Annotated in this window: 23 protein-coding genes and 1 pseudogene; 3 read left to right on the top strand and 21 right to left on the bottom strand. The window is 59.1% G+C overall.

From position 1 onward, the window contains the following. A pseudogene (locus tag BQ9846_RS03390) lies at window positions 1-136 on the bottom strand (electron transfer flavoprotein subunit beta/FixA family protein); the annotation flags it as partial. A 474-nt stretch (window positions 137-610) separates the two neighbouring features. Here BQ9846_RS03390 and BQ9846_RS03385 point away from each other — a divergent pair. After that, on the top strand, window positions 611-2,251 hold the full coding sequence (locus BQ9846_RS03385) for an electron transfer flavoprotein-ubiquinone oxidoreductase (protein ID WP_075879478.1): 1,641 nt from the start codon (window positions 611-613) through the stop codon (window positions 2,249-2,251). An 81-nt stretch (window positions 2,252-2,332) separates the two neighbouring features. Here the strand turns inward: BQ9846_RS03385 and BQ9846_RS03380 are convergent, their stop codons facing one another. The 17 genes from BQ9846_RS03380 to BQ9846_RS03300 form a co-directional block, all read right to left on the bottom strand. Beyond that, a complete protein-coding gene (locus BQ9846_RS03380) occupies window positions 2,333-3,052 on the bottom strand; it encodes an LrgB family protein (RefSeq protein ID WP_075879197.1) in 720 nt (239 codons plus the stop codon). A gap of 12 nt (window positions 3,053-3,064) precedes the next feature. Further along, window positions 3,065-3,409, bottom strand: coding sequence for a CidA/LrgA family protein (locus BQ9846_RS03375; RefSeq protein WP_075879196.1), 345 nt, complete (start codon window positions 3,407-3,409; stop codon window positions 3,065-3,067). Window positions 3,410-3,469: 60 nt separating this feature from the next. Continuing rightward, window positions 3,470-5,698 (bottom strand): ATP-dependent helicase, encoded by a 2,229-nt coding sequence (locus tag BQ9846_RS03370; protein ID WP_075879195.1) that lies wholly within the window; start codon window positions 5,696-5,698, stop codon window positions 3,470-3,472. Next, the gene (locus BQ9846_RS03365; protein WP_075879194.1) at window positions 5,695-6,276 is read right to left on the bottom strand and encodes a DUF1285 domain-containing protein; all 582 of its coding nucleotides are present in this window, start codon (window positions 6,274-6,276) and stop codon (window positions 5,695-5,697) included. The genes BQ9846_RS03370 and BQ9846_RS03365 overlap by 4 nt, the downstream gene beginning before the upstream one ends. 16 nt (window positions 6,277-6,292) lie before the next feature. Then, on the bottom strand, window positions 6,293-7,123 hold the full coding sequence (locus BQ9846_RS03360; RefSeq protein WP_075879193.1) for a TatD family hydrolase: 831 nt from the start codon (window positions 7,121-7,123) through the stop codon (window positions 6,293-6,295). A 75-nt stretch (window positions 7,124-7,198) separates the two neighbouring features. Beyond that, window positions 7,199-7,534: a PilZ domain-containing protein gene (locus BQ9846_RS03355; RefSeq protein WP_075879192.1), complete on the bottom strand. Its 336-nt coding sequence runs from the start codon at window positions 7,532-7,534 to the stop codon at window positions 7,199-7,201. Between the two features lie 18 nt (window positions 7,535-7,552). Then, entirely contained in the window at window positions 7,553-8,539 is a 987-nt protein-coding gene (locus BQ9846_RS03350) for a DNA polymerase III subunit delta' (RefSeq protein WP_075879191.1), read from the bottom strand. Next, complete coding sequence (gene tmk / locus BQ9846_RS03345; protein WP_075879190.1) at window positions 8,530-9,183, bottom strand: dTMP kinase; 654 nt, start codon at window positions 9,181-9,183, stop codon at window positions 8,530-8,532. The genes BQ9846_RS03350 and tmk overlap by 10 nt, the downstream gene beginning before the upstream one ends. A gap of 26 nt (window positions 9,184-9,209) precedes the next feature. After that, window positions 9,210-10,214 carry an endolytic transglycosylase MltG gene (gene mltG / locus BQ9846_RS03340; RefSeq protein ID WP_075879189.1) on the bottom strand — a complete coding sequence of 335 codons (1,005 nt, stop codon included), beginning with the start codon at window positions 10,212-10,214 and terminating at the stop codon, window positions 9,210-9,212. A gap of 28 nt (window positions 10,215-10,242) precedes the next feature. Then, window positions 10,243-11,046, bottom strand: a complete 804-nt coding sequence (gene pabC, locus BQ9846_RS03335) for an aminodeoxychorismate lyase (RefSeq protein WP_075879188.1) — start codon at window positions 11,044-11,046, stop codon at window positions 10,243-10,245. Between the two features lie 86 nt (window positions 11,047-11,132). After that, the gene (gene fabF, locus BQ9846_RS03330; RefSeq protein ID WP_075879187.1) at window positions 11,133-12,371 is read right to left on the bottom strand and encodes a beta-ketoacyl-ACP synthase II; all 1,239 of its coding nucleotides are present in this window, start codon (window positions 12,369-12,371) and stop codon (window positions 11,133-11,135) included. Between the two features lie 258 nt (window positions 12,372-12,629). Continuing rightward, window positions 12,630-12,863 (bottom strand): acyl carrier protein, encoded by a 234-nt coding sequence (gene acpP, locus BQ9846_RS03325; RefSeq protein ID WP_075879186.1) that lies wholly within the window; start codon window positions 12,861-12,863, stop codon window positions 12,630-12,632. 121 nt (window positions 12,864-12,984) lie between these two features. Then, window positions 12,985-13,728 (bottom strand): 3-oxoacyl-ACP reductase FabG, encoded by a 744-nt coding sequence (gene fabG, locus BQ9846_RS03320; RefSeq protein WP_075879185.1) that lies wholly within the window; start codon window positions 13,726-13,728, stop codon window positions 12,985-12,987. A 49-nt stretch (window positions 13,729-13,777) separates the two neighbouring features. Beyond that, the gene (gene fabD, locus BQ9846_RS03315; RefSeq protein ID WP_075879184.1) at window positions 13,778-14,737 is read right to left on the bottom strand and encodes an ACP S-malonyltransferase; all 960 of its coding nucleotides are present in this window, start codon (window positions 14,735-14,737) and stop codon (window positions 13,778-13,780) included. A 123-nt stretch (window positions 14,738-14,860) separates the two neighbouring features. Continuing rightward, a complete protein-coding gene (plsX, locus tag BQ9846_RS03310; RefSeq protein ID WP_075879183.1) occupies window positions 14,861-15,895 on the bottom strand; it encodes a phosphate acyltransferase PlsX in 1,035 nt (344 codons plus the stop codon). A 62-nt stretch (window positions 15,896-15,957) separates the two neighbouring features. Then, window positions 15,958-16,128 carry a 50S ribosomal protein L32 gene (gene rpmF / locus BQ9846_RS03305; protein ID WP_075879182.1) on the bottom strand — a complete coding sequence of 57 codons (171 nt, stop codon included), beginning with the start codon at window positions 16,126-16,128 and terminating at the stop codon, window positions 15,958-15,960. A gap of 34 nt (window positions 16,129-16,162) precedes the next feature. Next, a complete protein-coding gene (locus BQ9846_RS03300) occupies window positions 16,163-16,711 on the bottom strand; it encodes a YceD family protein (protein WP_075879181.1) in 549 nt (182 codons plus the stop codon). Between the two features lie 136 nt (window positions 16,712-16,847). Here BQ9846_RS03300 and BQ9846_RS03295 point away from each other — a divergent pair, with 136 nt between their 5' ends. Beyond that, a complete protein-coding gene (locus BQ9846_RS03295) occupies window positions 16,848-17,447 on the top strand; it encodes a Maf family protein (protein ID WP_075879180.1) in 600 nt (199 codons plus the stop codon). A gap of 10 nt (window positions 17,448-17,457) precedes the next feature. On the opposite strand, the gene sppA is transcribed toward BQ9846_RS03295, so the two are convergent. Genes sppA through BQ9846_RS03280 form a run of 3 tightly spaced genes read right to left on the bottom strand, consistent with a single transcriptional unit; the run spans window position 17,458 to window position 20,211 of the window. Next, window positions 17,458-18,561, bottom strand: a complete 1,104-nt coding sequence (gene sppA / locus BQ9846_RS03290; RefSeq protein ID WP_075879179.1) for a signal peptide peptidase SppA — start codon at window positions 18,559-18,561, stop codon at window positions 17,458-17,460. A 31-nt stretch (window positions 18,562-18,592) separates the two neighbouring features. Continuing rightward, window positions 18,593-19,255 (bottom strand): HAD family hydrolase, encoded by a 663-nt coding sequence (locus BQ9846_RS03285; protein ID WP_075879178.1) that lies wholly within the window; start codon window positions 19,253-19,255, stop codon window positions 18,593-18,595. A gap of 14 nt (window positions 19,256-19,269) precedes the next feature. Beyond that, entirely contained in the window at window positions 19,270-20,211 is a 942-nt protein-coding gene (locus tag BQ9846_RS03280; protein ID WP_075879177.1) for an RluA family pseudouridine synthase, read from the bottom strand. A gap of 649 nt (window positions 20,212-20,860) precedes the next feature. Here BQ9846_RS03280 and rne point away from each other — a divergent pair. Beyond that, complete coding sequence (gene rne / locus BQ9846_RS03275; protein WP_075879176.1) at window positions 20,861-23,932, top strand: ribonuclease E; 3,072 nt, start codon at window positions 20,861-20,863, stop codon at window positions 23,930-23,932. The last annotated feature ends 18 nt before the right edge of the window (window positions 23,933-23,950 follow it).

Raw genomic sequence — 23,950 nt, 5'->3', positions numbered from 1 at the left:
CCTCTTCCACGGCGATTTCGCAGAAGGGGTTCATGGCCATTTTGACGTTGGTGAGATCAACGTCGCTGTTATCCGGCTTGACGCGGATTTTGACGTTGTAGTCGATGACGCGTTTCACCGCGACGAGTACTTTCATAGGTTCCTCGCTTGGCTTGGGTATTAAGCCGTTACTCTTGAATGACGCTGTTAGCATCAGCGCCTGATCATAAATAGCTCAAATTCATGCAAGCGTTTGATAGGTGCGCTGCTGAAAAACCTTACCAACATGCCACAGCTTTATAAAGCGCCACAACACTGCCTATCTACGCCCTTGGTCGCACGCCGGCTTATCAACGGCTGCAAGCCGGCCTGTCGCGCGATATGCTGAAGGTAACGCGCGATAGGTGACCTGAAAGGGATATTATGCCTATCATGAGACATAAGCAGAAGCAAACGACCGTTTAAAATCAAGTCCATGTTTGCATAAACTCATTCTATGCAAATGTCACTATATAAAATAAAACACGCAAATTAAGGAGAGACCAGGGTGGATAAAAACGCTGCTGAAAACGACGTTACTGAAAACAGCGCCGGCGAAAACAGCGCGGCTGAGGCGATAGAACGCGATGTCATGGAGTTTGATGTCTTGATTGTCGGAGCCGGGCCGTCGGGCCTCTCCGCCGCCTGCCGCCTGATGCAACAGGCCAATGAAGCCGAACAAGAGCTCAGCGTATGCGTGGTAGAGAAAGGCTCCGAGGTGGGCGCGCATATTCTGTCGGGTGCCGTGTTTGAACCCCGCGCCCTGCAAGAGCTCTTCCCCGATTGGGAGGAGCGCGGCGCGCCGCTGACAACGCCCGCCACGCGCGATGAGGTCTACCTGCTCAAAGACGCCGAAAAAGCGCAAAAGCTGCCCAACGCCCTCGTGCCGAAAAGCATGCACAACACCGGCGGCGATATTACCCGCTATGTGATCAGCGCAGGCAATCTTTGCCGCTGGCTCGCCGAACAGGCGGAGTCGCTGGGGGTTGAGATCTTCCCCGGCTTTGCCGCGCAGGACGTGATCATTGAAGAGGAGAAAGTGCGCGGCATTATTATTGGCGATATGGGCGTGGCCGCCGACGGCACCCCGAAAGATGGCTACATGCCCGGCATGGAGCTTCGCGCTAAATACACCCTCTTTTCTGAAGGCTCGCGCGGCCATTTGGGCAAGCGGTTGATCAGTGAGTTTGACCTTGATGCCGGACGCGACCCGCAACACTACGGCATTGGCCTGAAAGAGCTGTGGGACGTGCCGGCGGAGAAGCATGAGCCCGGTTTAGTGCTACACGGCTCGGGCTGGCCGTTGGATAGCAATACCCATGGGGGCTGGTTCCTCTACCACGCCGAAAATCAACAGGTCGTGGTGGGGTTGATCATGGACCTCTCCTACCAGAATCCGTGGCTCTCGCCGTTCGATGAATTTCAGCGCATGAAACATCACCCGGTGATTCGCCAGCATTTGGAGAGCGGCACACGCGTGGCCTACGGCGCTCGCGCCATTACCAAAGGCGGCTATAACTGTTTGCCTAAAATGACCTTCCCGGGCGGGCTATTGATCGGCTGCAATGCGGGCACGCTCAACTTCTCCAAAATCAAGGGCCTGCACACCGCAATGAAGTCCGGCCTGGTGGCCGCAGAGAGCGTGTTCGAGGCGATCAATGCCGGCGACGAAGGCGGACAAGAGCTAAGCTCGTTCACGGAGAAGTGGGAAAAGAGCTGGGCACACGCCGAGTTGAAAGAGAGCGCAAGCTTCGGTCCGGCCATCCACAAGTACGGCACCGTCGTCGGGGGCGCGTACAACTTCGCCGATCAGCTTCTCGGCGGAAAACTGCCCACCCTTCACGACACCACCACCGACCACGGCGCGCTGAAACCCGCCGATCAATTCGATAAAATCGACTACCCCAAACCGGATGGCAAGCTATCGTTCGATAAGCCCTCATCGGTGTTTCTCTCCAACACCAACCACGAAGAGGATCAGCCCTGCCACCTGCGTTTGAAAGATCCAGAACTCCCGATCCGCGACAACCTGCCCAAATACGCCGAGCCCGCGCAGCGCTACTGCCCGGCAGGGGTCTACGAAGTGGTCGAGGATGACGAAGGCAATCCTAAGTTTCAGATCAACTTCCAGAACTGCGTTCACTGCAAAACCTGCGACATCAAAGACCCCGCGCAGAACATCACCTGGGTCGCCCCAGAGGGCGGCGGTGGGCCGAACTACCCCAACATGTAAGCCTTAGCGCTAACATTAGGCACCACCCACCACTCACCACCGCTGCGGGCACGGCGAAAAACCTGCCTGTAGCGGTGCCGTTCAGCCGAAGCCGAAAAGCCCTACCACCAAGGGAATCAGCAGCGAACTCAGCACCCCTGTCACCCCCATGGCGAGGCCTGCAAACGCGCCGGCCAACGTACTGCGCTGCATGGCGTAGGCAGTACCAAAGCCGTGAGCCGATAGCCCTAAAGCAAACCCTGTCGCCGTGTCCGAGCGCGTTTTGAGTATGTTGAACACCAAAGGCGCTAGCAGACAGCCAATAACGCCGGTCATCAACGCCAACCCTGCGGCAAGCGAGGGGTAGCCGCCGACCTGGTCGGCAATACCGATCGCGATGGGTGAGGTGACTGATTTAGGCGCAAGCGAGAGCAGCAGAGCGTCACTGGCCCCAAGCAGCTGCCCAATCAGGAGTGTGCTGACAACCGCCGTGAGACTGCCACTGACACAGGCGACCACCAGCGGGATCAACAAGCGCCGTATCCGCTCTCGATGATCGAAAAGCGGCACGGCAAGCGCCACCGTGGCCGGCCCAAGGAGAAAGTGGATGAACTGCGCGCCTTCAAAATAGGTATCGTAATCGGTGTCGCTTGCGTGCAAAAGCCCCATGATCAGCACCATGGCAACGATCACGGGATGCAGCAGCGCTGAGCCCCGGGCTTTACGATTCAGCGCCGTGGCCAGCAAAAACGCCATCAGCGTGATAACGATCCAGAACAGCGGGCGGGCGGCGAAGTACACCCAAAAATTCGTGATCCCCATAGGCGCCTCGAATTACTTGTGCTGGCGGGCTTCCAGCGTCTGCACGATCCATGCGGTCAAAAATAGCGTTATGAAGGTACTGAGCAGCAGAGAGGCTAGAATGGCCAGCCACTGCTGCGCCAGCACATCGGCAAATACCATCAACCCCACCCCCGCCGGCACAAAGAGTAATGAAAGATGGCGGATCAACCCTTCCGCCGGCGGACGCAGCCACTCCGGCACGCGGCCGTAGACCGTAAGGCCCAACAGCAGCAGTATCATGCCCGCCACCGGGCCCGGCACGGGTATGCCGAGCCATACCATCAGCCATTCGCCTATAAGCTGACACAGCAGCAATATCAGAAATCCCTGAACCATCCCGTGCCCCTCGGATCTTTACACACGACTCTTCAGACCTTTACACACGACTATAGCCGATTACCCGCAAGACGCCTCGGCGTCACTGTCGCGGGTATGCGCCAGCACTTCGATGGGCGCTCGATGCGCGACCAGCCGGCGCCGACCGGCTTGGGCAAAACGCACGTCAATCACCGGGTTATCCTCCGAGCCCTCGACCGCCGCGACCTCTCCCTCGCCAAACACTGCATGGCGTAAACGCAGGCCGGGGTAGAAACGCGCCTGAGCCGCGTATCCCGCTTTGGGCTCATTAACGTGCGCCGCCACCACGTCAACATCTTCTCGCCCTAACTGCTCCAGGTAACGCTTGACGAGCGGCGGCGACGATACGCTAAGCGGTTGAGCATTTTTAGTATCGTCCGCTTGCAATCGGTACGCCACGTGCTGGCAATCGCGCCACGCCGTTTCGGCGATAAAGCGACTGGGGCGATGTTCGCCACCATCGTGAAGCAGCAGAAGCTCCTCCTGGGCACGGGTTATTGCCACATAAAAAAGCCGCCGCTCCTCCTCCAAACGCTCATCGGTTAAAGGGTTATCGCGACTGTAATGAGGAAAGTCCTCTTCATTAACGCCCGCCACCGCGACCAGCGGCCACTCCAATCCTTTGGCCCCATGTACCGTGCTGATCAGTACACCACCCGCCTGATTTTCCACCGGACGCTCCAGCAGTTCGATAAAGGCGTCGGGGTCCTGCACGCTTTCGGCCTGCTCGATCAGCACATCCAGCAAGCGCACATCCTCCTCGCCTTTATCCCGTCGCGCGGCAGCACGCTTTAAGGTTTTCTCCGCGTCGATGCGCTCGACCACGTGATGAAGCAGTTTTGCCGGTGGCCAAGCGGTAAGCCTGGGTAATTCACACAAAAGCGCCCAACGTTTTTTTAGCGTACGCTTCTGGATCGGTTTCAACTCGCTGAGCACCGGGTCATGGCGCTCAGGCCAACGCTGGGTTTGCGCCAGCTGATGGGCCAAGCGGAGAAGGCGCTCGCGCGCGACAAAAGGCGTCGGCTGGGCAAGGAGCAGATGGATTAGCTCAGGGTCATGCAGCAGTGTCGGCCTGCGCGCCAGCTTTAGATAGCCGGCCAACGCCTGAACCAACGGCAGGCGGAAAACGAAACGATCTTCGCGCAACATGCGAAAGGGGATGCCGGCCTGCAAAAGCGCCAGCTGAAACGGCACCGAAAGCGCCCAGCTACGCACTAACAAACACGCCTCGTTGAGCGCTCGCCCCTGGGCTTGCCAATCCATCAGCGTGTCTAAAAAGACGCGACTCCCCTGCCCGACTCTTAGCCGTGTCGCCGGGTTTCGACTATCGGCCAGGCAGAGCTGATCCGGGCGGCGCCGGTTGGCGGCAATGGCGTGATTGGCCGCCAATGCCAGCGCGTGGCCGTGGCGAAACGTCGTGGAGAGCGGGTAGTCGATGGCGGCGCCAAAGGTAGCCGTGAAATTTTCCAACATCGTATCCGGGCGGGCGCCGCGCCACTCGTAAATACACTGGTTGGCATCCCCCACCGCCATGACCTCGGCTTGCGAGCCGGCCAATACCGCAAGCAAGCGCTGCTGGGCGGCGTTAATATCCTGATACTCATCGATAATGATGTGGTCGAGAAACCCCTCAACCCGCGACCTAAGCGCATCGTCCGACTCCAACGCCTGTAGCGGACGGTAGAGCAGATCGGCATAGGTCATAGTGCCTTCATCACTTAAAAGGCGCTCACCCTCTTTAAAGGCAGCGGGAAAGTAGTCGGTATCACCGTCAAACCCTAGGCGCTGGTAAAGCGCGGCTGGCTCGGCCATCTCCGCTTTGACCAAGTTGCTGAAGTGCGCCAGCGCTTCCAGCCGCTCCCCTTCCAAGGCGGCATCGCGGCGTTCGGGTTCGTCGCGCAACACGTTAAGGCTGGCTTGACGCAACAATCGCTCTAGCTGCCAATCCGCCGAAAGCAAGCGTCGTGGCGCGAGCGCGCCCCAACGGCATAAACTTTGCGTTAGCCGGTGGCCCAAGGAGTGGAAGGTGCGCACATCTGGCAGCGCCTGGCCGTGCTTAGCGAGCTGCGCCAAGCGACGCTGAAAGTCGTCCCGTGCCGAACGGTTAAACATCAACACCAGCATGCGCTTGGGCGCAACACCTTGCTCAAGCAAATACAGTACCCGCGCCGCCATGGTGGTGGTTTTACCCGCCCCCGCAACGGCGGCTACCCGAGCGTGGCCATTACCGTGCTCAACCACGGCTTGTTGCTGCTGCGTGAGTTTCACTCTGCCCCGCTTGCGCTGCCGTGGTTTTCCGTCAGATCTTCACTGTCGATATAGCCAAGCACATGCCACTGCTTTGCGCTCTCGATGCCAATCTCAAGGGTGCCATCCGCTTGCTCGCGGGAGGTCGCGGCCTCTACCAGCTGATAGTAGACATTGCGGCTTAGCCGCGCGCAAAGCCCAAAGCGAACGGGCACTTGTGGCGCTGTTTCGCCATCAGGGAGCGGCGTAATGCTTAACGGATGATCCGCGTCCAAACGCAGTTCATCGCCGTACTGCGTCACCAGATACCAATCACCGTCGCGTTTTTGCGCTTCAACAATCACAAACGGGCAGTCTTCAACGTCGATACGCCAACGCTCGGTCGGGGTCACCAAGCACACTCCCTCCGGGTCTTGGCGCAGCAGACTTGAAAGCAGCTGCATCAGCGCAGGACGCTTAAAGGCACGCCCTTCATGCTCCCATTGGCCATCCGCTTTAATGACCAGCGGCATATCGCCCGCTAGCGGGGGGTCCCACTGTGCCACGGGCGGCACCTTGGGCGTGCCCTCGCACTGTTGCAGCAACCGGTCGAGATTCATCAAAGCCCCCTTGTTTTTAAACCAAGCCAGCTTGAGCCAGCCCCTCCCGCACATGCGCGGGCGCCTCGGGCGCGGCGGCACGAAAGAGGCGATAAAAATTCGCGGTGGTCTGCATCGCCACTTCATCGACACTGATCCCGCGCTCTTTGGCGATGCACTCGGCCACCTCGACGACCCACGCGGGCTCATTGGGTTTACCCCGGTATGGGACGGGCGCGAGATAGGGACTATCGGTTTCGATCAAAAGCCGATCAAGCGGAAGCTTGCGCGCCAATTCGCGTAGGGAATCGGCATTGCGAAAGGTCACGATACCCGATAGCGAAATGTAAAAGCCCAGTCTGATCGCCTCACGCGCCATGTCCATGTCTTCGCTGAAACAGTGCAGCACCCCGCCTACTTGTGGGTCCGCGTGCTCACGCAGAAGCTTAAGCGTATCCTCTTTAGCCTCACGCGTGTGCACCACAATCGGCAGTTCTAGCTCGCGTGCGGCAATCAAATGGCGTTTAAAGCGCTCATACTGGACATCGGCTGGCACGCTTTCGCGGTAATGGTAATCAAGTCCCGACTCGCCAATCGCCACCGCCGAGTATTGATCCGCCGTCTTCATAATAGCGTCGATGCTGGGCTCATGCTCAGCCGAGTGCAGCGGATGCAGCCCCGCCGAGATCACCACATCGTGGTGATCGCGCGCGATCCTAGCGAGATTGGGCACATCCTCCAGCGTCACCGCGATGGCGAGAAACTGGCTCACCTCGGCGGCGCGAGCGGCGTCTAGCGTGGCGTTAAGGTCACCGCCGTGGGTTTTGTCGGATAAACGATCAAGGTGGCAGTGAGAATCAACAAACATAGGGCACTCAATATTGGCAGTAAGGGGAGAAGACGTAACGATTATGCAGTACGCGCTTTATAGAAGTCGGAAAACTTATAGCGTATAGGAAGGCGCGGCTTTGTCTAACTGGCCTGCTAGCAGGGTTTCGATGCGATCACGCACGCTGTAGTCCTGTTGGCTAAAATGCACGCCAATTCCGGGCATTCGGCGTCCTGACACCCCCTCGGGTGAGACCCAAACTACGTGGCCACTGGCTGTTAACCGCTCCTCTTCCCCAGGCAGGGTTAGTAGCAGTACCACTTTTTGACCCAAGGCATAGGGTTTATGGGTCGGCACAAACATGCCACCGCGATCCAGAAAGGGCATGTAGGCGGCGAGCAGTGTCGGCACATCGGGAATACTCAACGAAAGCGCTTTCTGCGCCATAATGGGTCTCCTAAGAGCAGCTTAAGAGCGCAACAGCGCCGCCCACCGCACCAACCACGCCTCAAGCACCAGCTGCGGGTTGGGATTGGCGCCTATTGCTAACAAGCGCCGCTGTTCGCGGGCATAATCCAGCAGGCGAAACCAGTCTTGCACACGGCCATTTTTTACCGCCTGGCGATACAGGGGCACCAAATCGGGGTTGTGCAACCCCGATTCATTACCCGACAAACCTAATCGGATAAGGTCTTCCAGCCACGCAATACCGTACCACAGGATACCATCCAGCGCTTGGCGGTCGAGCCGCGCCGCTTCGCTGACCGGCTCCGCACCGCGCATCAGCTGCTCAAAGCTATCATGCAGCTGGTGGCGCAACGCACGCTCTTCGGGAGCAGCCAACTCAACCGCAAGTAAAGGCAGTCCTCCCGCGACCTGCCACCAAAAACGCGCCTCTTCTTCGCTATGCAGCTGCTCTAAAAGCCATGCGCGGCACGCCGAAAAAGCGACACTGGAAAGCGACCACTGCTGGCAGCGCGAACGAATCGTCGGCAACACCCGCGACGGTACATCGGCAAGAAGTATAAACAGGGTCTTCTCGCCCGGTTCTTCCAAGCTTTTTAGCAGAGCGTTGGCCGCTGCCACATTCATGGCTTCCGCCGGCGAAATCACAATCACGCGGTAACCGCTTTGCTGCGCCGTCTGGTTAACAAAGCGGTTCACCGCACGGATGGGGTCAATACGAATTTGGCGCTTACCCTCCTCCGGCGCTACACGCAGCAAATCGGGGTGGTAACCCGAGGCGAGCATCTGGCAGCTATGGCAGTGACCACAAGCATGCGTCGTGGGACGGGCACACAGCACCTGGGCGATTAACGCTTCCGCTAATGCTTGCTTGCCGACGCCGTGCGGGCCGTTAAATAAAAGCGCATGCGGAAGCCGGCCACTTTGCTGCAAGCGCAAAAGCTGCTCCCACATGACGTGGTGCCAGGGCAGCGCCGTCGCTACGGCCATGTTGCTACCCGTTTGGCCAAGGCGTCAGCAATCGCTACTTGCACAAGTTCCAGCGACTCTGAGGCATCAATGACCGCGAAACGCTTGGGGGCTTGGTCGGCGCGTTCAAGGTAAGCCCTGCGAACGGCGTTAAAGAAGGTGCCGCGCTCGCGCTCAAAGCGGTCACGCTCTCCCCCTTGGCGTGATAGCCGCGAGGCGACCCGTTGACTTGCCGCCTCCACCGGCATGTCCAGCAGCAGGGTCATATCCGGCTGCACGTCCTGCTGCACGAACTGCTCAAGCGTGGCAATGCGATCACTGGCAATCCCTCGCCCGCCGCCTTGATAGGCGTAAGTCGCATCGGTAAAGCGGTCGCACACCACCCAGGTGCCCTGTTCAAGCGCGGGTAAAATCTTCTGGGCCAAATGCTGTGCGCGGGCGGCAAACATCAGCAAAAGCTCGGCATCAACGCAGAGCGGTTCAGCAGGGCTGGGGTCAAGCAGGAGATGGCGAATCGCTTCTGCGCACGGCGTACCGCCCGGCTCACGTGTGCTGATCACGTCCCGCCCTTGGGCGCGTAGCCAATCGACGACGAACTGTAGATTGGTTGATTTGCCCACGCCTTCGCCGCCTTCTAGGGTGATAAAGCGCCCGCGTTGGCTCATGGCTGCCTCGCTCTCATGGGTGGTGGTTAGCGGTTACGGATATAACGATTAACGGCGTTGTTATGTTCGCGTAACGTGCGCGAAAAATGGTGGGTGCCGTCGCCTTTGGCGACGAAATAGAGCGTATCGCCGGGCAACGGGTTCACCGCGGCTTCTAGCGACGCCCTTCCCGGCAGCGCGATCGGCGTCGGGGGCATGCCGTCAATCACATAGGTGTTATAAGGGGTGGCTTCGCGTAAATCCGCATACCCGATGCGACCGTCATAGCGCTCGCCCATACCGTAAATCACCGTGGGATCGGTTTGTAGGCGCATACCGCGCTCCAAGCGGCGCTTGAAGACGCCGGCGATTTGACGCCGCTCTTCCGGCGCACCGGTTTCCCGCTCAATCAGCGAGGCCATGATGAGCGCTTCGTAGGGTGCGTCGAAGGGTAGATCGTCACGACGATCGGCCCATACCTCTGCCAACACGCGCTCCATTTTCTCAAGCGACTGCTGCAAAATATCCACATCGCTCATGCCCAAGTGGTAGCGATAGGTATCGGGGAAAAACCAGCCTTCCGGATGCTCTCCTTCACGCCCCAACAGCGCCATCACCTCGGCATCGCTCATGTCGGCGGTGCGACTCTCCAGTTTAGGGGCGGCATCAAGTAACTCGCGCATGCGCGCAAACGTCCACCCCTCCGGTACGGTAAGCGGATAGGTCACTACCTCATTACTGGCCAACAGCGTCATCAGGTCTTGGCCCGTCATGCCCGGCTGCAATTGATACTCGCCGGCACGTAGGCGCGGAACGTCGTCCGGCGCCAGCCGAGGCAGTAGCCGGTACGCCCAGGCGTCCTCAATGACGCCCTGTTCACTGAGTTCCACCACCACACGGTGAAACCCCGCGCCTGAGGGAACCTGATAAAGCATCGGCTCCTCAAGTACGAGTGGGGCCTCGATACGGCTTTGCCAATACATGTAAGCGCCTGCTACGCCAATAGCGCCTAACGCCACAACCACTAGCAACGCCGCCAAAATCCGTTTCAAACTCCACCTCTTTTCATCATCATTCGCTTTAAGAGACAAAACCCAGTAGGCGGTGTCCTGCCCTTTGTAAACTATCGCTTTCAAGCCGTGACCAGCGTTTTTGCACTTTTCCTTCAAATGACACCAGTGCCACTACTGGCCAAAGCCCTTGCACGGAGTTACCCACCCAGAGCTGATCAACCATAGGGAGATCATGCAAAGGGAGCTTTGCCTCCTGGACATCCCCTTGCGCAATCAGCGCCTCTCGAAGTGTTCCCGCCACCCCGCACTGCACTATGGGCGGCGTCCAGAAAGCCCCCCCTTTTTGCCAAAACAGGTTCATGCTGGTGGCCTCAACGAGGTTGCCCTGCTGGTCGGCCAGCAACCCCTCGGCAATATCATCGCGCTGCCACTCGCGGCGGGCGAGGACATTTTCCAAGCGGTTGAGATGTTTGATACCTGCCAAGCGGGGCTGGTGCCCAAGGCGTAAATCGCAAACGCCAACCTGAACGCCTTCCTGCCAGCGCATAAGGTTCGGTTTAAAGGGGGTCCGGTGACTCAATAAGCGCGGAGACGGCGTTGGGGGCGGCGCATAGCCGCGCCCGCCGCTACCCCGTGTGACCACGATCTTCAGCACCTCTTCACGCGAAATGGGGCTATCCACCTGCCAGGTCGCTTCAAGTGAGGCGTCATCGGGCGTCTCTATCCCCAATACCTCGCAGCCACGGCGCAGCCGCGCGCGATGAAAATCCCACAACACAGGCTTACCATCGCGCAATAGCACCGTCTCAAAGAGGCCGTCGCCGTAGGCGAAGCCACGATCATCAAACGGTAGCATTGGCGACGCTGTCATCCCGCTTGCCCCTTTACCCCATCTAACCTGCTGGCGTTACGCTCCATTGGGTGCATTAACCGCCACTGTGTTGCGTGCTGTCACGATTACACTTTCTTGAACAGCAGCGTCCCGTTGGTACCGCCAAAGCCAAAGGAGTTCGAAAGGGTCACATTGATCGTCATTTCGCGCGCGTTATGCGGCACGTAGTCGAGGTTGCAGCCTGCCTGGGGAGTATCCAAGTTAATGGTGGGGGGCGCCACTTGATCGCGTATGGCGAGCACGCTAAACACCGCTTCCACGGCACCGGCCGCACCCAGCAAATGACCAATCATTGACTTGGTGGAGCTGACCGCCACACTTTTCGCCGCATCCCCCAGCACGCGCTCTACCGCGCGGCTTTCGGCCAGATCGCCGTGCGCTGTCGATGTACCGTGGGCATTGATGTAATCGACCGCTGCCGGATCGATTTGGGCGTCTTTAATCGCATTACTCATGGAAAGCGCTGCACCACTGCCGTCTTCGGGTGGCGCCGTCATGTGGAAGGCGTCATCACTCATGCCAAAGCCTGCAAGCTCCGCATAGATGGTCGCGCCACGCGCCTTCGCGTGTTCATACTCCTCCATCACCAGGACCCCCGCGCCATCGGAAAGTACAAAGCCGTCACGATCCACGTCCCACGGGCGGCTCGCCGCTTCCGGGTTGTCGTTACGCGTCGAGAGCGCACGCGCGGCAGAGAAGCCACCCAGGCCTAACGGCGTGGTTGCCATTTCAGCGCCGCCACATACCATCACATCGGCATCGCCGTAAGCGATAGTGCGTGCGCTATAGCCAATGTTATGAGTGCCGGTGGTGCAGGCGGTGGTAATCGCGATATTCGGGCCTTTGAAGCCATGCTGAATCGCCATGTTACCCGAGATCATATTGATGATAGAGCCCGGCACGAAAAACGGGGATATGCGGCGCGGGCCGCTTTTGAGCATCGCGCTGTGATTGTGCTCGATCATGGGCAACCCCCCAATGCCTGAGCCAATCGCAACCCCCATACGTTCGGCGTTTTCTTCGGTGCACTCGATACCCGAGTCGCGAATCGCCTGCGCACCCGCCGCCATACCGTATTGGATAAACAGATCCATCTTGCGAGCATCTTTCGGGTTCAGGTAGGGGCTAATATCAAAGTTTTTCACCGACCCGCCAAAACGCGTATTGAAACCGCTCGTATCAAAATGCTCGATGGGCGCAATACCGCTTTTACCCGCGACGATATTCGCCCAGGACTCATCAACGGTATTCCCCACTGGGGTCACCAGGCCTAGCCCAGTTACCACTACCCTTTTTCGTGCCATTCGTTTTCCTCCAGGCATCCATGGTGACGCAACCCGCTTGGGTTATTGCTACCGGTCACTGACTGCAATGGCGCATGCTCTGCATGCACATTAGGGTGCAGCGTGATCAATGTCGAGCATTCCGCCCTTAGCAAAGCGACAGTATAACGGAGTTTACCCGCCACGTTCATTGTCCCATACAGCAAAAAGCCGCCCTTAGGGAGGACGGCTTTTTGTTTTGGCGGTCAACCCGCCTCGACTCATGGCGTTAACGCAACCTTACTGATTGGCGTTAACGTAGTCGATGGCTTCCTGAACCGTGGTGATCTTCTCGGCTTCTTCGTCAGGAATTTCGGTGTCGAATTCCTCTTCCAACGCCATGACCAGCTCAACGGTGTCGAGCGAGTCGGCACCCAGGTCTTCGGTAAAAGAAGAACCGTTTTGAATATCTTCTTCTTTAACGTTCAGGCGCTCGGCCACAACTTTCTTTACGCGCTCTTCGATAGTACTCATCTACGTACTCCAGTCGTTCACATTAGCGGTTTAATAACCAGCCATTTGGAAACCGCAAGCCAAAAGCTGCGGGGTAGTTTATAGACGCCCTTTGGCAGACGCAACCGCCAAACCTAGGGCATCAACGCATATTCATGCCGCCGTTAACTTGCAGCGTTTCGCCGGTGATGTAACCCGCGCTGTCGCTGGTTAAAAAGCCTACTGCCGCGGCGATCTCTTCGGGTGCCCCGAGGCGCGCTAGCGGAATCTGCTTGAGCAACATTTCGTGCTGAGCTTCCGGCAACGCTTCGGTCATGTCGGTGGCAATAAAGCCGGGTGCCACATTATTGACGGTTATGTTGCGTGACGCCACCTCGCGAGCCAGTGAACGGCTAAAACCTTCCATACCTGCCTTGGCCGCTGCGTAGTTAGTCTGGCCCAAGTTGCCCATGGTTGCCACCACGGAGCTGATCGATACGATTCGCCCAAAACGGGCTTTTGTCATGCCACGCAAACACGCCTTGCTCACCCGGTAAACCGATTTGAGATTGGTGTCCACTACCGCATCCCACTCATCCTCTTTCATACGCATGAGAAGGTTATCGCGGGTAATGCCCGCGTTGTTGACCAAAATAGTGGGCGCACCAAATTGCTCGGTAATCGTTTTCAGCACACTGTCGATGCTGGCCGGATCGGTCACATTCAAACAAATGCCGGCACCCTCAATGCCTTGCGCTTTGAGATCGGCATCAATTTTTTCCGCTCCCGCCTCGCTTGTGGCCGTTCCCACCACAATACGCCCTTGGCGACCTAGCTCATGCGCAATGGCACGGCCGATACCGCGGCTAGCACCGGTCACCAGCGCCACTCTGCGTTCCTGTGTCATCACGTTCACCCCTTGTTTGAAAAGTGCTCGTCAATCGCGTGGCTAACGACTAATCGTGATTGGCAAGCGTTTCGCGCGCTAGCTCCAGCGCGGCATCCAGGCTATCAGGATCGTTGACCGCCAAGCCTTTGCTGACGCGTACGATACGCTTATTCAAGCCGGTTAACACCTTGCCCGGCCCACACTCAATAAACGTCTTGGCGCCTTGCGCACTCATGGCCTCAACGCACTCGGTCCAGCGGACGGGCTGATACAGCTGCTCAATCAAACGGGTACGCAATGTTTCCACGTCGGCATGCGCTTGCGCATCGACGTTTTGAATCACGCTGTAGCGTGGCGCACGCAGGTCGATTTCGCCAATGGCCGCCGAAAGTCGCTCAGCGGCTGGCTTCATCAGCGCACAGTGCGACGGCACCGAAACCGGCAGCGGCATGGCGCGTTTTGCGCCTGCTTCCTGACACTGTGCAATGGCACGCTCAACGGCCGACTTGGCACCGGCGATCACCACCTGCCCCGGGGCATTGTAGTTAACCGCCGAGACCACTTCGCCCTGCGCCGCTTTCTCGCAGGCCGCTTCGACGGCGGCATTATCCAAGCCTAAAATGGCAGCCATAGCCCCTTCGCCGGCGGGAACGGCTTCCTGCATGGCTTCACCGCGCAAACGCACAAGCTTAATGCCTTCGGCAAACCCCATCACCCCAGCACAGACCATGGCACTGTACTCGCCGAGGCTATGTCCCGCCATGACGCCTGGGCGCGGACCTTCCAGCTCCTGCCAAACACGCCAAACGGCGATGCTTGACGCCAGTAGCGCTGGCTGAGTACAAGCCGTCGCATTGAGTGATGTTTCCGGACCTTCTTGCACGACTTTCCACAGATCATAGCCCAAAGCATCCGACGCTTCTTCAAAGGTGGTTCCCACCACACTGTAGCGATCGGCCAGCTCTCGCAGCATTCCTAGCTGTTGAGAGCCTTGCCCGGGAAAGATGAGGGCAAGGGGTTGAGACATGTCGTTCACCTTTGCTCTTGTTGGCGTTTGCTCATTTGAGCACAAGACACTGCCCGGTTTATTTAGCGTTTACCGTGCAGGTCGCTCCCGGCACTCCTCATGAGCGCCGAGGGTTTAACAGCGTCATGGCAGAGACTGCCAGCGCTGCACTAACTGTTGCGGCAGATTATGTTCGACTTCGTGCATCGCGCGTACAATCGCGTAGTAAAAGCCTTCCGCGCGAGCCCCTCCATGGCTTTTCACCACAATACGCGAAAGCCCCAATAAGCTCGCACCATTATAGCGCACGGGATCAAGCTCTTGCTGTAAGCGCTTGAGCGCCGGCCTCGCTAGTAAACTTGCCAGGCGTCCGCTCAGCCGGGATTCAAATACCGCCTGAACGCGCTCCACCAGCATACTGGCCAATCCTTCACTCGATTTAAGCACGGCGTTGCCGACAAAACCGTCACACACCACTACATCAACGTCGCCGCCGAAAAGGTCTCCGCCTTCGGCGTACCCTTGATAAGCAAAAAGGTGTTGTGCGGGATGGCGACGCAGTATCGCATCGGCCTCGCGCACGCTGCGGCTTCCCTTGGTCGCCTCGGCGCCCACATTGAGCAGCGCGACCCGGGGTCGCTCAATGGCGTCGACACTCTGCGCCATTGCCGCGCCCATCACGGCAAAATCCACTAGACGCGACGCAGGCGAGTCCACGTTCGCGCCTAGGTCGAGCAGATAACAGCGCTTGCCATTTCGCGTGGGGATCGCCGTGCTGATCGCTGGGCGACCTATACCGGGCAACGTGCCCAACTCGCGCCGTGACAAAGCCACCAATGCCGCGGTATTTCCCGCACTGACCCCGGCATCAATCTGGCCATGTGGACCATGGCCCGCCAAACTGCGCAGCATGAGCGCCATGCTGCTGTCTCGGCCGTGCCGCAGCGCCCACGCGGCGGTCGCCTCTTTGGCCACGCTATTGGGTGCATCACACACCACCAAACGTGACGCTGCCGCAGCCATGGGCTGCGGCAAGCGCGAGAACTCGGCAACAATTTGCCGGCTTGGGCCAAACAGCAAAAGCTCTAAGTCACTATGGTGCAGCGCTGCTTTCGCGGCGCCAACGATGATGGCCTGGGGGCCTTGGTCGCCCCCCATGACATCAATGGCGATGCGCACGCGTTACTGAGCCACGGTTACTGAATCATTGCGGTTTGGCCACAGGCACTCAGGGTGAGGTATTAAACCTCGACCACTTTGCGACCACGGTAGAAGCCGTCCGGAGAGACGTGGTGACGCAAGTGCGTGGTGCCGGTTTCTTTGTCTTGAGACAGTGTCGGCGCGCTCAGGGCATCGTGGCTGCGACGCATACCGCGCTTAGAGCGAGTTTTACGGTTCTTTTGAACTGCCATGGGTGTTTACTCCAGGTGTGTAGGGTAAAAGATGCTATTTTTTGCCTTTCAACGCGCCACTGCTTTTTAAAGCATTGAGCACCGCGAAAGGGTTGTCGTTCGGCGCTGCTTTCTCGTCCGAACCCTCGGCCTTGCTGACCAGCTGCTCTGGCGAAACGCGGCACTCCTTTTCGTCGTGATACACGACTTGCGGGAGACTGAGAATCAACTCATCCTCAACAACCGTCAGCAAGTCCAGCTGTTCATTTTCCACCAGCACGGGTTCGTGGCTTGCCGGCAGCTCATCCGCTAACGCTTCGTCGCTGATCATGCCGAGCAAAAACCGGCTTTCGACAGGTTGCGGCATCGGCTCAAGGCAGCGACGGCAGGCAAGCGAGAGTGTCGCTTGCAAATGGCCACGAATTTCACGGCGGCCCTGTGCATCGACACCAAATTCAAGCACGACGTGGCAGTCGCCCGTTTGGTCGCCGGCTTCTTCGGCCAATCGCGCCAACTGATTCAGCGGGACGAGGCCTTCGAGTCGCTCGTGGCGGGCTGCAAGCTTGTAAGGCTCAACCCGGCTGGGGAGTAGTGAGGTCAACATAGGCGCGCAATGATAGGCACTCCCCCCGTCGCTGTCAAAGCCGTCGATGCATTTCTTATCCCTGGGCGTTCGCGGGCGGCTTCGCTACACTCATCGCCACTTGCAAAACCTTCACGCTTTCATCGGGAGTTTGCCCATGCCCACGCTTTCACCTTTAGTACTTGCCTCGAGCTCTCGGTCACGCCGCGCCCTACTCGACCGCTTATTCATCCCCTACCAGTGCCATTCGCCCGATATCGATGAGACGCCCAAACCCGGTGAGACGCCCCGCGCGCTCGTCCACCGTTTAGCCCTCAGCAAAGCCTTTGCCCTTGCCGAGGCGTATCCCGCCCACTGCATTATCGGCTCCGATCAAATTGCCGTTTTTGACGGCGACATCCTGGGCAAGCCGCATACGCCCGAGAAGGCGCGTGAGAACCTGGCGCGCTTTTCCGGGCAGCGGGTCACGTTTCTTACCGGCCTAGCGCTGCTGGATACCCGTCGCCAGCATCATCAAGTGCACATCGAGCCATTCGACGTGGTATTTCGCTCGCTCTCGGAGGCGGAGATTGCTTATTACGTCGCCCAAGAGCAGCCGCTCGACAGTGCCGGCAGCTTTTATATGGAAGGATTGGGGATCGCGCTTTTTAGCGCTCTGGAAGGCCGCGACCCCAACGCTCTCGTCGGCCTACCGCTTATCGCCCTATGCGACATGCTGCGTCAAGCGGGCCTCAACCCGCTCGACGCTAAGGCCTAAACATGCCGAATCAGTAGGCGAGCGGCGATGGCGAGGTGGACACGCCCAGCACCTGTGCAGCGGTTTGCGTGAAGCGCCGCGTAAAACGGTCGAACGGATCAAGGCTCGGGGTGTAATTCTCCCAACGCACCTCGTCCAGATAGTCTCGCGACAGCGACTCCAGCGAGTCTAGCCGATCCACCAGGCCAAGCCCCATCGCCTGCTCACCGCTCCATATCAATCCCGAAAAAATCTCCTCACCGTCGCTTAAGCGCTCCCCGCGCCCTTCTCGCACGTCGTCAATAAATTGCTGATGGGTGCTATCCAGCACCGTTTGCCAAAACGCCACGGTATCCTCGTCCAAGGGCTTGAACGGGTCTAAAAAGGCTTTGTTCTCCCCAGCGGTGACGAGCCGGCGCTCAACCCCAATCGTGTCGATAGCCTCATTAAAGCCAAAGCCCGCGTAGATCACACCGATCGAGCCGACCAAGCTTGCAGGGGATGCGGCGATTTCATCCGCCGCCGCGGCAATGTAGTACGCCCCGCTGGCGCCGATATCCTCGATCACCGCGATAATGGGTTTATCGCCCGCTTCTCGCAGGCGCATCATCTCAGCGTAAATACGCTGCGACTGGACCGGGCTGCCCCCGGGGCTGTCGATATGCACCACGACCGCGCGGGTGTGCTCGGCTTCCCAGGCGCGGTTGAGCCCCTGAATAATACGCTCGGCGTTGGCCGGGGCGTCGCGGCTAATCACGCCGTTAACGTCCACAACCCCAAGGTGCGGCTGTGCCGGCATCGCGCGACCCACCCCCGCTTGAAAGACGCTGTAAAAGCTCAGCGACAGCGACGCCAGCACAATCGCCACCAAGACAAAACGGAAAAAAATCTTCCAGCGTCGACTGCGGCGCTGCTCGGCCAACACACCGCCAATCCAGCGATCCATCATCTCGATTTGCGCCAAGCGCTGGCGCTCCGCCAGCGTCTCGGCATCGTCATGGGCGTAGCCGACCGTCGCAGCATTCTCTTCACGTTGACGCTTTTTAGCGTCTACGGATTCATTTTGCGTCCAAGGGTCGCGGCCACTCTCTTCAGGTTGATCGTCCGCCGATGTTTTCGAGGTTTCGTCGCTCATACCGGTATCCTTTAAAAAAGCCGTGTTACGGTCACTGACGGCACGTATCGTGCAGCCAGTCGAAGAGACTCTCTACGCTGTGGGCCATGTAATCCGGCTCATGGGTCAAAAGGCGCTCGATGGAGTGAACACCATAGCTGACTCCGATTCGCGGCATGCCTAATACCCGTGCCATTTCCAGGTCATACTCGCTGTCGCCCACCATCACCGCCCGCTCAGCCGGCACATCCAGCTCACTCAACAGCTCGCTAAGCATTTGCGGATGCGGCTTGGAGCGGGTCTCATCCGCGGTGCGGCTGGCGTGAAACCAGGCGCCGCTTTGGGTATCGCGAAAAATACGCTCTAGCCCACGGCGCGTTTTCCCCGTGGCCACGGCAAGCTTCACGCTCTGGCGCTGACGCAAGGCCGCGATGCGCGCCTCGACACCGTCAAAAAATGCCATCGGCGTCAGGTCAGCATGCACGAAGTGGTGCGCGTACCGCTCGCGTAGCCGCGCGGACTGCGCAGGCAAAATCCCCGGGCAGAGCTTATCCACCGCTTCCGGCAACCCCAGCCCAATGATCTCCTCCACCGCAGGCCCGTCAAGCTCGCCCCACTCGGCATCACGAGCGGCTGCCTGCATACTCGATACAATACGCGGCACAGAGTTCATCAACGTGCCGTCCCAATCAAAAATCACAAGTTCAAAACGCATATCCGGCCTGTCGTTTACTGGCGAGCACGTTGTAGCACCGCCTCCAGCGCCTCGGGCAGGCGCGCCTTGACGGTGACGGGGCGACCATTGGTCGGTTCGGGAAACGTGAGCGCATGGGCATGCAGAAACAAGCGCCCAACATCCAAACGTTGCGAAAGCTTGTGACTATCGCGGCTGGCATACTTGTCGTCGCCCAGCAGCGGATACCCGGCGTGAGCGGCATGCACGCGAATTTGGTGCGTGCGCCCGGTGACGGGCTCGGCTTCAATCAGCGTGGCCCGAGCAAAGGTTTCCACCACGGCAAAGCGCGTGCGCGACACTTTCCCCTCGGGGTCGACGCGCACTCGACGCTCGCCGTTACCGGCGTCATAGCGATCAAGCCGAGCGCTCTCGTAGGTTTTACGCGCCGGCCAACGCCCGCTTACCAGCGCCAAGTAGCGCTTCTCCATGGCGTGCTGTTTTAGCGAGGTATTCAGTGCAAGCAGCGCCTCGCGCGATTTCGCCAGCAGCAAACACCCCGAGGTATCGCGATCCAAGCGGTGAACCAGCTCCAAAAAGGAGAGGTCGTCACGCACCTGGCGCAGCGCCTCGATTAAGCCAATTTTGACCCCGCTCCCACCATGTACCGCAAGACCCGAGGGTTTATTGAGCACCAGCCAATCCGGCCCTTCCATGATGACGCTACCCAGCAGCACATCGCGCAAATTATCGCTCACTTCCTTTACCGCCTCGCGCGGGGCAAGGCGAAGGGGCGGCACGCGCACCACGTCACCGCCTTGCAGGCGATAGTCGACTTTGACGCGCTTTTTATTCACCCGCACTTCGCCTTTACGCACGATGCGGTAGATCAAGGCGCGGGGCGCGCCTTTCAAACGCGTCATTAAAAAGTTATCGATCCGCTGTCCCGCTTGCTCAGGGGCAATATCGACCCACTGCACTTCACGCCCTTCGGCCATGGTCGTGCGCTCCTGCTCTATGCCAAAAGCGGCATTCTAGCGTAGACGCCTGCGCATTGCGTCAATTGCTGGCATGACGCTTTACTGTTATATTCCAGAACGCTCGCCCTCCATGTGGCCAAAGGCGCCTGCCCGACCAAACACGCAGGCCAGAGCAAGGCGGAAATGGCCGTGTACGCATGGCCATACGCGCCAAGTGAAACAGTGACACTAGTGAATACACTAGCGTCAGAGTAGAAATGTGAGAACGTTGCCGCTAACGCAAGTTATCGACAGCGAGTCGCCGTAAAAAGATAAACGCCACGTTCGCCGTAAGCGTGCTTCACTGTCATAGAGCATGTTAGCGGCGGGCGCTTAAGTTCAACGTTGTGCCGGTAGCCGACGTTGGTGAATCGATGAATGCCAGGTGTTGGCAGAGTCAGCAGGGCCGGAGGGTTATGACAGCCCCCGAAACACGTCCTGCCTTTGCCACGTACTCAACGCCCAAACTCGCCGGGTTGGCTCCTACCTCCCGGCTTAGCGTCCGCATACTATGCCCGAGCACAAGCACGCAGCAGCGCGATTTGCCTTACGTCTTCCGTTTTAAGCCCTCAGAGCCGGAACTCTTAGCTTAACGGATCAGCCGGCACGCAACGCTATGTGAGATAACATGAAACGGATGCTCATCAATGCGACCCAGCCAGAAGAGCTGCGCGTCGCGCTTGTCGATGGTCAACGCCTGTACGATTTAGATATTGAATCCGGCGCGCGGGAGCAGAAAAAAGCCAATATTTACCGTGGCAAAATCACTCGCGTCGAGCCCTCCCTAGAAGCCGCCTTTGTCGATTTTGGCGCCGACCGTCACGGCTTTTTGCCGCTCAAAGAGATCTCTCGCGACTACTTCGTTAAAGAGGTATCCGGCCGCCCCAGCATCAAAGAGGTGCTGAAAGAGGGTCAGGAAGTCATCGTTCAGGTGGATAAAGAGGAGCGCGGCAACAAAGGCGCGGCCCTGACCACCTTTATCAGCCTCGCCGGTCGCTTTTTGGTGCTGATGCCCAATAACCCTCGCGCCGGCGGCATTTCACGCCGCATTGAAGGAGAAGAGCGTAGCCAGTTAAAAGAGGCCATGGGCCAGCTCACCGTACCCGACAAAATGGGCCTGATCGTGCGCACCGCCGGTATCGGTCGCTCGCCCGAAGAGCTGCAGTGGGACCTGGATTACCTGGTGCAAGTGTGGGAGTCCATCACCACTGAAGCGGGCAAGCGCTCAGCGCCGTTTTTGATCTACCGCGAGTCCAACGTCATTATTCGCGCCATGCGCGACTACCTGCGCCAAGATATTGGCGAGGTGCTGATTGATAGCCCGGAGATTCACGCCGACGCGCTCAATTTCATCCGCCAGGTGATGCCGTCGTACCAGCAGAAAATTAAGCTCTACGCCGACGAAGTACCGCTGTTCTCGCGTTTTCAAATTGAGTCACAGATCGAAACGGCGTACCAGCGCGAGGTAAAACTCCCCTCCGGTGGCTCGATTGTGATCGACCACACCGAAGCGTTGGTATCGATCGATATCAACTCCGCCCGCGCTACCCGCGGCAGCGACATCGAAGAGACCGCGCTACAAACCAACTCCGAAGCCGCCGACGAGATCGCTCGCCAGCTGCGTCTGCGCGATATTGGCGGCCTGGTGGTGATCGACTTTATCGACATGGGGCCGGCACGCAACCAGCGCGAAGTGGAAAACCGTATGCGCGACGCGCTGAAACTCGACCGCGCCCGGGTGCAGATTGGCCGTATTTCACGCTTTGGCCTGATGGAAATGTCGCGCCAGCGCTTGCGGCCGTCACTGGGTGAAACGAGCGGTGTGGTGTGCCCGCGCTGTAACGGTCAGGGGACTATCCGCGATGTGCGCTCGCTGTCGCTTTCGATTATGCGCCTGATCGAAGAAGAGGCCATGAAGGAGCGCAGCGCGCAAATCCGCGCCATTTTACCCGTGCCCGTTGCGACCTATTTGCTCAACGAAAAGCGCAGCGTGCTCGCCGATATCGAAGCGCGCCAAGAGGTGCGTGTCGTTTTGTTGCCTAACCCAGAGATGGACACGCCGCACTACGATGTACAGCGCCTGCGCGACGACCATCTCGACGAGGACGAATCGCAAACGCTCTCCAGCTTTGAGATCTCCACCGATACCGATATCGGTAAAGAGCCGACCCCAAGCTTTACCCCCCCGGCGCAACGCGCGGAAGCCGCGGTGAAAAGCGTCGTGCATAACGCCCCTGCGCCAGCATCGCTGCAAAGCGACACCACGCCGAGCCAGCCCAGCAAGACGAAGGACACCGATGCGTCTACTTTGTTGAGCCGCATGATTCGCGGGGTGGCCAAGTTCTTGGGCAACGACGGCGACCAAGACAGCGAGGCACGCAGCACGTCGCAAGAAGCACCGCCGCGTACGCCCCGCGCGCAATCGCCAAAGCGGAAATCGAACGAGCGGCGTGAAAGCCCGAACCGCGATAGCGCCAAGGCTGCCCCCAAGGGCAGCACCAAAGAGAGCGCCAAGCAGGACGAAAAAGCCAGCGCTAAACCCGAACCCAAAGCGAAGCGCCAAGGCGACGCCGAGGCGCGCAATACCCAACGCGATAGCACGGCAGACAAAGAGAGCGTCAGTAAGGGCGATAACGGCGAGAAGCGCAGCGGCCCAACCCGCACCCGCAACCGCCGCCGCCATCCGCAGCAGGAAAAAAGCGACGCCAAGGGTGGCCACCAGCGCAGCGAGACGCCTCAATCGCCACAGGCAGATAAGCCCGATAGCAGCAAAGAGCGCGAAAAAGAGAGCGCCAAACCGGCACGTAAACCAGCACCGGCTACCGCTGAAGCCGACACACCGGCGCAAGACGATGGCAAGCCGAAGCGCACGCGCAATAATCCGCGCAACCGCTCGCGCCAGCACGCCATCAATCCCAAGGCGGAAGCCGAGCAGCTAAAATTGCAAACCGAAGCCGCGCAAGCGCCAACTGAAGAGACGAAGCCCGACGCTCAGCCGGAAGCCAAGCCCGATGCTCAACCGGCTGCCCAAGCCAAACCTGAAGCAGCACCGCAACAGGCACAAGAGGCGGCAAAAACCGAGAGTGCGCCTGTTCAAGCGGAAAGCCGTGAACCAGCCGAGGCGGAGTCGGAGACGCCCAACGCGGTGACCAAGGCGCCAGCCGAAAGCCAAGCGGCGGCGCCCACGGAAGAAGCCAAGCAGCCGGTAATAGCACCTGAGGCCCAACCTGCTCAGCCGCAGGAAGCTGATGCTCAACCGGCAGCACAAGCCGACGCTGAGCCGCCTGCGGCACCTAAGGTTGAAGCAGACGCCAAGGTCGAACCGGCACCTCAGGATGAATCGGCCACCAAAGCTGAACCGACACCCAAGGATGAGCCTGCTCCCAAGGCGGAATCTGCCCCTCAGGATGAGCCTGCTCCAAAGGCGGAATCAGCTCCCGAGACGTCGCAGCTCAAGGCCAATGAGCCCGCCTCTAGCCAACCCGCCGTGGAGACAGAGAGCAGCGAGGCGCCCGCCACGCCGGCTCGCGACGAAAAACAGCCGACGCAAGCGACCGATGATGCCTCCGCTCCTGCCGAGCAGGCCCAAGGCAAAACGGAAAGCCGCTCTACGGCAACCAAATCGCGCCGTCGTCGTCGCGCACATAATGACCCGCGCGAGCTACGCAAGCGCCAGCAGCAGGACGCCAGCGGGGAATAACCCCTAAGCGTCGCCAAA

The organism is Vreelandella massiliensis (assembly GCF_900155385.1).
Lineage (GTDB): Bacteria > Pseudomonadota > Gammaproteobacteria > Pseudomonadales > Halomonadaceae > Vreelandella > Vreelandella massiliensis.
Note: the sequence above shows the minus strand (reverse complement) of the source record. Positions and strands in the feature narration are given on the sequence as shown.